At 45.9% G+C, this 12,288-nt stretch carries 10 protein-coding genes, 1 tRNA gene and 1 pseudogene; 6 read left to right on the top strand and 6 right to left on the bottom strand.

Annotated elements, in window-relative coordinates; all coding sequences use genetic code 11:
- The 3 genes and pseudogenes from RH949_RS05460 to RH949_RS05450 all read left to right on the top strand — a co-directional run.
- A pseudogene (locus RH949_RS05460) lies at positions 1 to 183 on the top strand (RNA-guided endonuclease InsQ/TnpB family protein); the annotation flags it as partial.
- Positions 184 to 242: 59 nt separating this feature from the next.
- Entirely contained in the window at positions 243 to 461 is a 219-nt protein-coding gene (locus tag RH949_RS05455) for a hypothetical protein (RefSeq protein WP_006103018.1), read from the top strand.
- A gap of 399 nt (positions 462 to 860) precedes the next feature.
- Positions 861 to 1,151, top strand: coding sequence for an RNA recognition motif domain-containing protein (locus RH949_RS05450; RefSeq protein ID WP_446352165.1), 291 nt, complete (start codon positions 861 to 863; stop codon positions 1,149 to 1,151).
- A gap of 361 nt (positions 1,152 to 1,512) precedes the next feature.
- Here the strand turns inward: RH949_RS05450 and RH949_RS05445 are convergent, their stop codons facing one another.
- On the bottom strand, positions 1,513 to 2,595 hold the full coding sequence (locus tag RH949_RS05445) for an ATP-dependent 6-phosphofructokinase (RefSeq protein WP_446352166.1): 1,083 nt from the start codon (positions 2,593 to 2,595) through the stop codon (positions 1,513 to 1,515).
- A 562-nt stretch (positions 2,596 to 3,157) separates the two neighbouring features.
- On the bottom strand, positions 3,158 to 3,430 hold the full coding sequence (locus RH949_RS05440) for a hypothetical protein (protein WP_446352164.1): 273 nt from the start codon (positions 3,428 to 3,430) through the stop codon (positions 3,158 to 3,160).
- A 59-nt stretch (positions 3,431 to 3,489) separates the two neighbouring features.
- Between RH949_RS05440 and RH949_RS05435 the strand changes: the two genes are divergently transcribed.
- Together RH949_RS05435 and RH949_RS05430 are read left to right on the top strand one after the other, a co-directional pair.
- Positions 3,490 to 4,152: a hypothetical protein gene (locus tag RH949_RS05435; protein WP_006102834.1), complete on the top strand. Its 663-nt coding sequence runs from the start codon at positions 3,490 to 3,492 to the stop codon at positions 4,150 to 4,152.
- 482 nt (positions 4,153 to 4,634) lie between these two features.
- Complete coding sequence (locus RH949_RS05430) at positions 4,635 to 4,988, top strand: hypothetical protein (RefSeq protein ID WP_006102980.1); 354 nt, start codon at positions 4,635 to 4,637, stop codon at positions 4,986 to 4,988.
- A gap of 542 nt (positions 4,989 to 5,530) precedes the next feature.
- On the opposite strand, the gene moaC is transcribed toward RH949_RS05430, so the two are convergent.
- Positions 5,531 to 6,031, bottom strand: coding sequence for a cyclic pyranopterin monophosphate synthase MoaC (moaC, locus tag RH949_RS05425; protein ID WP_446352163.1), 501 nt, complete (start codon positions 6,029 to 6,031; stop codon positions 5,531 to 5,533).
- Positions 6,032 to 6,083: 52 nt separating this feature from the next.
- On the opposite strand from moaC, the gene RH949_RS05420 reads away from it, so the two are divergent.
- Positions 6,084 to 6,157 (top strand) — tRNA-Arg (locus RH949_RS05420).
- A gap of 398 nt (positions 6,158 to 6,555) precedes the next feature.
- On the opposite strand, the gene RH949_RS05415 is transcribed toward RH949_RS05420, so the two are convergent.
- The 3 genes from RH949_RS05415 to dnaA form a co-directional block, all read right to left on the bottom strand.
- Positions 6,556 to 8,391 carry a CHASE2 domain-containing protein gene (locus RH949_RS05415; RefSeq protein WP_052307529.1) on the bottom strand — a complete coding sequence of 612 codons (1,836 nt, stop codon included), beginning with the start codon at positions 8,389 to 8,391 and terminating at the stop codon, positions 6,556 to 6,558.
- An 854-nt stretch (positions 8,392 to 9,245) separates the two neighbouring features.
- Positions 9,246 to 10,448: a DNA polymerase III subunit beta gene (gene dnaN / locus RH949_RS05410; protein WP_006103022.1), complete on the bottom strand. Its 1,203-nt coding sequence runs from the start codon at positions 10,446 to 10,448 to the stop codon at positions 9,246 to 9,248.
- Between the two features lie 241 nt (positions 10,449 to 10,689).
- The gene (dnaA, locus tag RH949_RS05405) at positions 10,690 to 12,069 is read right to left on the bottom strand and encodes a chromosomal replication initiator protein DnaA (RefSeq protein ID WP_446352162.1); all 1,380 of its coding nucleotides are present in this window, start codon (positions 12,067 to 12,069) and stop codon (positions 10,690 to 10,692) included.
- Positions 12,070 to 12,288 lie beyond the last annotated feature (219 nt).

Here is a 12,288-nt window from a genome sequence, read left to right as displayed (position 1 = left end):
CATTGTGGTTGGCATGGAGATGCCGACTTTAATGGAGCCAATAATATTGCACTTGTGGGGCTGTCTATAAACCAGCCTGGAGGCACGGGGTTATCGTGCAAGCTAAGCCGAACTATTAAGTATGTTCAGCTTAGCTTGTTTGATGACTTCAGGGCTACTAAAAACCCAGACCTCAGCTCTTAGCCGGTCTGGGTAGTTTATCCATAAGTAAACTTTTGATTGACCGGAGGAGAATTTCACCAATGTTTCTTGATGAACTCACCCCTATCGTTAAAGAATTGTTCCAACAGCCTGTAGGATTCTTAGGCGGATTTTGTTCGGGAGTGTTTCGACTTAATCTTTCCGATGACCCCGTTAAAAGTTGGCTCGATCAGCAAACGGGTTCCACCAGCTATACGACGACTCCCACAGGAAGTGACAATGGCAGGACCAGTGGACCTCAATCTATCTCGATTGAATAAGTAGGTGGGGACAATTAAAGTTAACGGTGGGGATCGTCATTCGTCCTTCGTAAGGGTTTGAGGCTTTTTAACATAACTTCATAAGGTTGAGTTTATTTCCACCAACCTACTTAGAACTCCGATGCACAATCGTACCACTTAGCGGTTAAGCCGCGATCGCGTTCTATTCAGGATGTAAGCTAGATAACCGACCAGAAAACCATTTCTAGGTTATCATTAACGATATCTATAAGTTCAGTTCTACCTTTGGTAAGGTTTTTGGTTGGGCAGCTACATTCCTAGTTGATCACCCTGGAAACTAACCACGGATTATCAGACAAGACTTTAAGCTATTTGCATTTTCGAGTTTTCGTCTGTGGCTCTGAACTTTAGCCTTTCGTTCAGCCTTATCGATTTCAAATGACCATTTACATCGGAAACCTGTCTTACCAAGCTACCGAAGACGACTTACAAACAGTATTTGCTGATTATGGCACTGTCAAGCGAGTCGTATTACCCACAGATCGGGAAACAGGTCGAGTTCGAGGTTTTGCTTTTGTCGAGATGACAGACGAAGCTCAGGAAGAATCTGCTATTTCCCAACTAGACGGTGCTGAGTGGATGGGACGACAGCTCAGAGTTAATAAAGCCAGACCCCGGGAGAATAATCGTGGTGGATCTCGCCGCAATACCGCAAATAATGCGTGGTAGCGCTCAAGCGAACCCTATTTAACGCTCTGTCAACTACTCACGGTTACTTCGTTGAACCGTGAGCTTGGAAGAGTCAGCTTCCTCTAAAAGTTGTCTACCGCACTTAGTTTTTACTAAGTTTGAACCAGAAAAAATTATACACAGTAAGGGACATAAAGCCTGATTTTGCCTTGTGTCCCTTTTCTAGTGCAGCGGGCATAAAAATACTTGAGCAGCTTCGTAGATACGATGAAGCAGGGGGAGCAGAGGGAGCAGAGGGAGCAGAGGAAGCGGGGGGAGATATTAGCTGTTCAGTTATTTCTGCCTTCTTGCACTAGTATTTGCCGTATTTGCCGCTACAACGTCAGGACTCTAACGTGCATTAATCTCCTAGACAAATTCCTAAACCTCTGGCGGTTTTCACCAGAGTCCCTTGGGAATCCACCGCTTTATACTGACCGATCGCGTCTAAAATCGGGACGCTGACAACCTGTCGATTTTGCCAGGTTACCATCTTATCATAGTCTTTGTCAGCAATTAAATCCACTGCCGCGACACCAAACGCCGAGGCGGTGAGGCGATCTAAGGGTGATGGTGTACCACCGCGCTGGGTATGTCCCAACACTGTCACTCGTGTTTCTGCACCACTTAAGGCGCTAATTCGATCCGCCAAATAATGACCAATCCCGCCATATCGACATTCACCAAAACTGAGCATATTCTGCACCACTTCCCCGGATTCTGTGGGAACCGCTTCGGAAACAATCGCTACACTGTAGTTGTTGCCCTGTTGTTTGCGCTGTTGGATTTGCTGGCAGATTCGTTCTAGTGTGTAAGGGATTTCCGGAATTAGAATAATATCAGCACCGCCTGCAATTCCCGCACTAATCGCAATATGACCCGCATCGCGCCCCATAACTTCCAGGATCATCACCCGATCATGGCTAGCGGCGGTAAACTGTAAACGGTCTAGGGCTTCGGTGGCAATATTTACCGCCGTATCAAATCCGATGGAACGCTCCGTAATCCCGACATCATTATCAATGGTTTTGGGAATCCCCACCAAATTTATCCCCCCAACTTCTGCCAGTTTACGCAGAATCGCTAAACTGCCATCACCACCAATCCCAATCAGGGCATCAAGTCCTAACTGATGATACCCTTCGGCAATTTCCGATGAGCGATCGCGTACTGTACCATCGGACATGGGAAATGCAAAGGGGTTGCCTTTATTGGTTGTTCCCAGAATCGTTCCCGCTAAGGTTAGCGCCGCATCAACTTGCTTGGGTTCTAGGCGAGTGGCTTGGGGAGGGCGCTGCATCAACCCTTGGGTGGCGCGATAAATGCCCCAAACCTCCCAATTATAGGTTCCCACCGCTCGGTGAACCACCGCTCGAATCACTGCATTTAACCCCGCACAATCCCCACCACTGGTGAGAATACCAATCCGTTTATGTTCTGCCATACTACTATCGTTTGGTTCGTTGAATCGGTTCATCCTAATTGTTCCAGACGCAGCATGCTACATCTGGAACAACAGACATGGCACGTCTATCATAATGTAGGGGCGCACCGAGGTGCGCCCTTTACATTCATCAATGTAAGCTTTGGTAGTTAATGTCTGAGTGGAGACTTCATAACGATAGCTCTCCCGTACATAAGGTGATAAATTTTCCTTATGTGTGTGGCGATTGGCTTGATTTGAAGAAAACCTAGCTTAATAGCTTTATTGGTTGGGTACCTAAAGTCAACCCAACCTACAAGCATTACACCGTGGGACTTTGGCTAAATTTATAATATTTTATTATCACCCTAAGTACGGGAGAGCCGATGGAGTCTCTAAAAATGGCTTTAAAAAAACTGGAAGAAACGGTTGACCCTAAAGCAAATTCAGATCAACCCGGAGCCAAGCCCAAATTATCATTGATGTTCTCAATACCTTATGTCGGAACTTCTCTATGAGCGGCACGGTAAAACAGAATCCAATTCAATTGGAGAAAAGGGGGATTTTGTAGAGAGGGAATCGGCTACAGTTGGGGAGATTTTAGCGCTTCAATGTTTCTGTCATCTGGCACAAGTAACCCTAACACCGTACCAAAGAACCGTGACACCGTACCCAGGAACCGTGACATCGTACCCAGGAACCATGACACCGTACCAAAGAACCGTGACATCGTACCCAGGAACCATGACACCGTACCAAAGAACCGTGACATCGTACCCAGGAACCATGACACCGTACCCAGGAACCATGACACCGTACCCAGGAACCATGACACCGTACCCAGGAACCATGACACCGTACCCAGAAACCATCCATTAAAATAGACAAATAATTGTTGTGGAGAAACATCGCAACATGACCAGTTACATGCCCCGCTCAGATGCCGACTTTAACAATTGGCAAGCCAACTTTGTCACCGCTTTAACCAACTATCTCAGCGACTTAGGACTAACCGCAGAGGATATCACCTCAATTACCACCGCTCAAACTGAATGGACAACCGCATACAACAACCATATCATCGCCCAATCGGCAGCCGACAGCGCCCGTCAAGAAAAAGACGATAGCCGCCAAACCTATAAAACCGAATTGCGACGAGTGGTGAATCAATTGCAAGTGAATCCCCAAATCACCGACGCCATGCGCCAAGGATTAGGCATAACAGTACCAAAAAGCAGTTCCAGCGCCGTTGGCGTACCCACAACTCGCCCCCTTCCTAGGGTAGAACTCAAAGGGCGTTATCAACTTGAAATCCATTTCGTCGATGAAACCACACCCACACGCAAAGCCAAACCCAGTGGGATGATTGGTAGTGAAATTTGGGTAAAAATTGGTGATCCGCCGCCCACTGATCCGAAGGAATTAACTTTCGTGGCGTTAGATACAGCGACACCTTATGTGATGGAATTCAGCGGAGAAGATGTCGGGAAAACCGCTTACTTCATGCTACGCTGGGTCAACACCAAAGGGGAATCAGGACCTTGGAGTCAAACCGTGAGTATGATGATTCCCGGTTAAGATGATTTGCCTTCCGTATCCTTGGGGGGCTGATTCATTCTCAAAAAATCGCTTAGGCGCCAGGGGTTCAAACCCCTGTCTCATAGCTAAAGTCCTCTTTAGAGGACTAATAATTGGTGGTTGAGTCGTAGGCGAGACGACTTGGGCTATTAGGCAGGGATTTACACTACGCCAAATCTAGCATCACCCAAACTCGCGATCGCATCCAGAATCTCACAAGATACTTCATAGGGGGAGCCGGCTAAGATTAGGCGCACATCCTTAGAGCGTGCGGGTTGGGATAAAGCGAAAAAGAAACCTCTATTGCGATCGTTACTGAATGCCGTATAATAACTAAATTATTAGGACTGACGCACCGAAATAAAACCTCGCTGTTGTGAGCACTAAATCAGAATCACCCAACTGATTCTACCGTTACTGATCAGGCTAAATCCGTCAATCCTAAGTCTTCTAATCCATTCAGTCCATCGGAGATTAAAAAAATGTCTTTAGCACTACGTTACTTGTCCGGTTTATTGGCGTTTATACTCACAGCGCTGTGTCTTTTCCCCGCAGTTGCCCTAGCCGCCGATCCTCGCGCTCAATTCAATGGCACAGTTTCAGAGATTTTCGTCAACGACACCCAGGTTTTGCTGGTTGTCAGCGGCTCAGTTAAGGGTTCATGTACTGGAACCTTTGGACCTTACAACCTCACCTTTGATATTGCTGATCCTGCAGCCGATCTCAAATTCAAAATAGTTGAAGATGCGTTTCTAACTGGCAAGCGTATCTCTGGGATTGTTAAAGATTGTGGCTCAAGTAACATCAACAAGCTGTACCAAGTTAGCGTATTCTAAAGCTAACCCCTGCTAGAATCCATTTCTGTTCTAGGAAAATAGCGCCAAGGACAGATAATTGTGTAGAGACTCCGCCGCCGGAACGTCTCTAAAACAGTTCGTTTATCTTAATTGATGAGTCTACGGCGATAACGGTTGTACTGAAGGAAGTTCAAATAAATCTTTTAGACGTTTGATCTTTAAGCAGCTTAGTGTAAGCGATCGGGATTACCAGGGGCCAAAAGACAGCAGCAACAATTAACGTCACCCAGGAGAGGACTTTTTGTGGCTCAGATAAAGTCCTCATATCATCAGCCAACTCAAACCAAACGGTAAATAAATAAGCGGCTATTGTTGCGTAAATAATACCTACACAGTAAATCACTGATTACACATCTCCTACTGCAAACTATCACAAGTACAATATAGATTTCTGCTAATCCACTCAGTAAAATTAGCGCATCAAGCCTTAATATAAACATTCCTTTAGGTGGTAGACATCAGTATATATACGGAAATTACCTACGCCAATGGGCGTAGAAGGGAGAGGACAGTGCGATCGCTCAACTGGGGGATTGATACTCGCCGGATTTGCCACCCGTCTTACTCAACAGACGGATGGATTCAATTTGAATAGATTTCTCCAATGCTTTTGCCATATCGTACAGCGTCAGGGCGGCAACGGAAACGGCAGTCAAGGCTTCCATTTCTACCCCGGTTTCGGCTTTTGTCGTCACCGATGCCTGAATCTGATACCCCGGTAATTGAGCATCAGGTTGGATGTGTACCTCGACTTGGTGTAGGGGTAAGGGATGACACAAAGGAATCAAATTTGCCGTCTGCTTGGCTGCCATAATACCAGCTAGTCGGGCGGTGGCTAAAACATCTCCTTTCGGCGCATTACCTGTCTCAATCGCTTGGAATGTCGCCCTTTGCATCCGCACTTGAGCCGCTGCGACGGCTTGGCGGCGGGTAGCGGGTTTGCTGGAAACATCGACCATTTGGGCTTGACCCTGAGAATTTAGATGGCTGAGGGATGATTTTTGGGCAGAGTCTTGCGTCATTGGATAAAGATGTGATATTGTAAGTAATCGGTGAGTCAATCACTCACAGCTAGGGCTTGTAGCTCAGTGGACTAGAGCACGTGGCTACGGACCACGGTGTCGGGGGTTCGAATCCCTCCTAGCCCGTTTAATTGTTTCCATTTAACTTGGTCAGGGGAATTCACTATTTCCCCTGGCTTTTGATTTACATAATCATTTGCGGCTCCGAAATTTTTGTATAGCACTACGCATTAAGGTTAGGACATATCAAGAAAAATTCAAATCGCTCAATTTCTTGTAAGGTAAGCGTTTGTCTTTACTATTGCCTATTGCCTATTGCATATTCCACACCGAGCGTGTTACCGAGCGTGTTACTGAGCGAAGCCGAAGTAAGTCGAGGTAAGCAGAGGTGTTGCCTATTCCCTGGCGCGTAGCGCTATATCTTATGACACTACATTTTGTTTGTCAGGGAAAATGTGGCATCAAGGCATCCCGCACACACGCCTCACCCCACACCCTGCCTACACCTCAAGTCGCTGGCGTCCTCAGATCCAGTATTTTAAACTAGGATGGGCAAAATATACGCTAACCATGCCGCTGGTGACAACGATCGCAATACCCGATGGTATCATCGGCACCCAAATTCCTTGGATAAAAATCACATAAGAGCAGCCATAGAGAACACTTAGCATTCCGGCTACTGCCAAGCCTAGTAAGAGAGGGGAACGGAAACGCCAACTGACTAGACCCGCCACCAGAGACCACGCCCCAATCCAAAGATATTCAGCCCACTCGGACCACCACACCAAAAGAGGTCGCTCATTCATCACAGCACTGAGAATTTGACTTGTCATCTGGGCTTGCAGAAATACCCCAGCCGTCTCAGGTCGGTTGCTTTTATTGTACGGAGTTGCATGAAAATCATGAAAGGTCTTATCAACAGTACCAATAAACACGATACGGTCTTTGACCAATTCAGGCGTTAATTTATTTTCCTCAAGTACCTCTTTTAACGTATAGGTACGCGCAATCGTTTCTACTGAACTCGTAGCCCGATAATTCAGTAACATTTGATAGCCCCCGGCATCGATATTCTGATACCCTCCACTATTATTTTTTAGGGTCGGGAAAACAACCTGACCAATCTGCAAGTCATTATTTGAAGTCAATTGGGCTGTAAAGCCCTCCTCTTCTAAGTAACGCAAAGCCATAACTAGACTCAAAGAGTTACTGATTTGACATTCGGATTGCTCAGGAGGTGCTAAACCCAGAAGATGACGACGGACAACGCCATCTGGATCTAACATCACATCACTAAATCCAACTCGTTCGGGTAAGGTGTCTGGATGGATATCTGGAGGAGGCGGAATTCCGGGATTATCGGTGGTATCTCCCACCTTACAGACGGTTATTAAACGCTTGTCTTGGCGTAAACGATTCGCTAAATCACCATATTGAGGTTCTACCGGAAAATCGCGATAGAGGTCTAAACCAATGACTCGCGGTTGGTATTGGGCTAATTTTTCCAGGAGTTGAGCCAGTTTAGCATTCGACAAGGATAACCCTTGCCGTTGGGCAGAGGATTGAGCTTGAACATCACCCCCTGTAATGGTAATCATCAGCAGGCGTGGGTCAGGACTTTCCTGTTGAGGACGGATTTGCATAAAGTGGTCAAACGCCTTCAGTTCCATAGGCTGTAGCACACCTGTCAAACCAACACCCATTGCCACGCCTACACCGGTTAGACTTGCCAACAGTTGAAGACCCCGAGATTTCCAAGATCTGGGTTTTTTACGCTGTCGTTGCCGTTTGTTGAGGTATAGCAGTTCAAAAATCGGCGCTTTGCCAATACCCTTTAAATAGTGATTGCCACGGGGAATAATGGTTAAGTCTGTAATTCCCGCATCGTGAATCAAATCTGTTGTCACTTCCGACAGCAGAATTTGTCCCCCATGGGCGAGTGAGGACACCCGAGCCGCGTAGTCAACTTCCTCGCCAATAAAATCATCACCGTCGGGTAAGGGACTCCCGGTGTGCATGCCAATTCTGACTTGTAAGGGACCCAAGGGGGTGTCAATGGGTTCACAGGTGTGACTAATTTGCAGTGCTACTGCCCACTGAGCTGCTTGAGACGCATTGGCGAAAACCACAAAGTAAGCGTCACCTTCGGTCTTGACTACACGCCCTCCGTAAGCCACTAAATTCGCTTCAACACGCTGGCGATGGGGTTTGAGAATCGTGTCAAAGTAGAGGCGATTGCGGGTAGTGATGTCATTTCCCTTTAAATATTTTTTGACCGCTGTGGAATTAACCAGGTCTGTGAACACCATGGTTACCACATGGTCAGATACGACAACTTGTTTATCGATTACGGGTTGCATCACAGATGAATCATTCGCTGTTGGGAAAGTAAGCACGCTTATGAACCCTGGCTGGCTTAACTTACTGTTTACATTACAGTTATCAAGAATTTGAAAATGAGACAGGAGTATTAAGTTAAGTAATGATGAAGACTTTGTAAATGGACAATGAAGACTTTGTAAAGTTTATATAAAAGTCCGGCAAATGTTTAAATTGAACCCTGATTGCCGCTTGTCTGGCTTATAATGGTCTGTCTATTGCACCCAGAATACCGATTGATGTTAAAAGAATTACTGCTCGCAAACTTTAACGTATCTCAATCAGTTTTGCACAAATAATCTGTACTGGACATTTTTTAGTCTTAATCTTTTACTTTTCCCTTAAGTCAGCTAGACATTTGTATAATAGACTACACAAAAAAATGATGTCACTTTCTACCATTGCCTGAGTCCAATATTCCATAGCGCAATTTAAATGCTAAAATCCGCTATAGATAATAGCAGATATCAACAGCGGTTTCAAAAAAATAAATAATTTTAATAAAAATTAGCTGAAAACGTTAATTCATAAGACTTAAGTCATGTTTTGTTTGACCTGATCCAAGTCAATTAATAATTTTTTATGGGAGAAAAATTAAAGCACAAACGCCATTTATGGTAGGGGTACGGCAATGCCGTGCCCCTACAGGTAGCTTGAGGATTCTTAACATTTGTTAGTGCAACGTACAGAAGTTATGTCTAAGTCTTTAATACTGTCTAGTTTCATGAATAAAATGAGAAACAATTTACCCTCCTCGGCTCATCGTTCAACGTCCAAGGCGACTACAGAGGTAAGCGCCAATGAACTTTGAACCATGAACCCTAACCAAAAATCATTAATCCCGGATTTGCACAGGCATAATCAGGTAGGTCATCTTTAAACCACCCAGAGGAGTGAGAATTACTGGCGTATTCGCTGCATTCATTTGGAACTGAATATCTGATGTAGATAATGCCTTTAAGCCGTCGATTAAGTACTTCACATTAAAGGCAATCTCGATACTTTCACCCGTAACTTGTGCTGATAGGGACTCTCTCGCACTGCCAACATCTTGAGTTTCCACGGTCAGATCAATGGTTTGCGCCTGGGCATCAATATCAAACTTGACGATATTATTCTTCTGATCAGCCAAAACTGCAATTCGTTCAACCGCACTCAGTAATTGACGCCGAGGAATAGCCACCTGACGCTGAAACTGACCGGGGATGAGTTGGCGGTAAGCGGGATATTGTCCCTCTAACGTCCGACTGGTCAAGCGATGATTACCCCCTTGGAAGATAATTTGACCCACCTCAAACTGCAAGGCGACGGTATCGCTTGATTCAGAGAGTCCTAACATCCGTTCAAGTTCCCTTAAGGTTCTAGCGGGTACGGTTAGCTCAAAGGAAGATATGGTATCTTCAGAGGCGGGTTTCTCTTCATCCTCTTGGCTTTCCTCACTGGTTGGTTTAGCGTTAAGAGTTTCCACAACCGCTAGTCGGTGACCATCAGTCGCGGCAAATTCCAGACTATCTTCTTGAACCATCAGATGCACCCCGGTCAGCACCTGTTTCGTTTCATCTGCACTGGTGGCAAATAATGATCCGCGCAATCCTTCAATTAAGGCTTCAACTGGGAGTTTAACCACCATTCCATCTTCGATTTGGGGGAGTTCGGGAAAGTCCTCTGAGTTCATTCCTCGCATTTTGTATTGTCCCGATGTCGAGGTTAAGGTGATCGATAGGCTTTCGGTGTCTGCATCACTCTCCGCTTCGGAGAGGGAGTCTTCGAGAGTAATGTCTCCCTCTGGCAAACGGGAAACAATATCATTGAACAGTTTAGCCGGAATCGCGATCGCACCATCCGCTTCGACGTTGGCGTTGAAACTGGTTTGCAGACCTAGACTCAAGTCGAAGGCGGTTAAACTCACTCGCTGATTCTCCGCATCGGCTTTGAGTAACACATTACCCAGTACCGGATGGGTGGGACGTGAGGGAACCGCCCGATTTACGAGAGAAAGATTGGTATTGAGTTCACTTTGGGTACAAGTTAGTTTCATAGAAGGAATCGTCAATGTTTGGCACAGCTAGAATTCTCGTCAAGGAGACTCAGGGAGATTTGAGTTGGACTCTACATGAGGCACAATCGTGGTTCTCTCATCTATCCAGAGGCAACTCTAGCATGGAATTCAGACCTTGGGGAAACTGTGGAAAAACTAGACTCAGATGATTGCCAATTCCTGAATTCTTCGTGTTTTAGGAACGGAGTCCTTGTGGAAAAGGTTGTGGAAAATGTTCCCTTTAAGCTTGGCTTTGAGTTTGACTTGCCAAATTAATGCGATCGCTCAATTGACTCAGTTTCTGTGCCACGCTGGGATCGCGTTCTCGTAGTTGAGTAATCTTGTCACAGCTATACATCACTGTGGTATGATCCTTGCCGCCAAATTCTTCACCAATTCGGGGTAAGCTCAAGTCAGTATGCTGCCGCATCAGATACATGGCAATTTGCCTAGACCAACTAATTTCTCGGCGGCGTGAGTTTCCTTTTAAGTCTTCTACCGAGACATTAAAGGCATCAGCGACGGTTGTCACAATGATCTCCGGTGCAGCTTGTACAGTTGGGGTTCGCGGATTCAAAATTGGTGCAATGTTCTCGACACTCATCGGTACTCCCGAAATCGAGATGTAAGCGACGACGCGGATTAATGCCCCCTCGAGTTCGCGAATATTCGATTTATATTGAGTCGCAATATACTCGACCACCGATCGCGGCAACCGGATGTTTTCATACTCTGCCTTTTTTTGCAAAATTGCCATCCGGGTTTCCAAGTCAGGCGGCTGAATATCGGCGATTAACCCCATCGAAAAGCGAGAACATAGCCGTTCTTGCAAGCGGCTAATCTGATGCGGCGGGCGATCGGATGCCAATACGATTTGTTTTCCGGCTTCGTGTAAGGTATTGAACGTATGAAAAAATTCTTCCTGAGTATATTCTTTTCCTTCGATAAACTGAATATCATCAATCAACAGCACCTCAGCCGCTCGATAGTGTTCCCGAAAACTTTGCATACTATCTTTGCGGATGGCAGCAATCAGATCATTGGTAAAATGTTCAGTAGACACATAAAATATCTTAGAATTAGGAGAGTTTTCCCACCGGAAATGCGCGATCGCTTGCATTAAGTGAGTTTTCCCCAAACCAACGCCCCCACACAAAAACAGGGGATTAAACTCCCGCCCCGGTGATTCGGCTACAGCCAAAGCCGCCGCATGAGCCATGCGATTATTTGAACCAACCACGAAGCGAGAAAACACGTACTTCTGATTTAACTCTGTGGGTTTAGGGAGTTGATGAGAGGGACGTTCGGTATCGGGGTTAGCCGCAACCGGAACCGACCAGGAAATACCTGTATCGCTGATTGTGGTGTTGTCGTTGTCAGTGATCACGGTAAGGTAAATGTCCACCGATTGTCCCAGGATTTCCTGCACCACATCAGTGATTGTTTTGATGTAATACTTTTGCAACCAATTTCTGGCAAAGGGATTGGGGGTACAAACCACTAAGCAATTCTGGTCGAGCTGCTGAGCGGTTGTTCCCTTGAGCCAGGTTTCAAACGTGGGTCGGCTGAGTTGGAGTTGTAAACGCTCCAATACCTGTATCCAGAGCTGTTCGGGGGACATTTCCACGGGTATTCCTCTACTGTCGGTAATCGTTTTCTGTTCTCCTCATTCGAGCTATTGGCATAAATTAATTTTCTTTGTGGCTCTGGCTACCCAATCTTTCCCTGACTGAACTCGTGATTTTAATTGCTTTATCTGTCTTTTTCTACAATATGTAGCTGAGGCAGTTTTTCCTTTAGCTAATGAAATTACTCCGTTAGCATAACGCTTACTGATTCC

This window comes from Coleofasciculus sp. A1-SPW-01 (assembly GCF_040217205.1).
GTDB lineage: Bacteria > Cyanobacteriota > Cyanobacteriia > Cyanobacteriales > Coleofasciculaceae > Coleofasciculus > Coleofasciculus chthonoplastes_A.
This window is presented reverse-complemented; position numbering and strand designations above follow the sequence as displayed.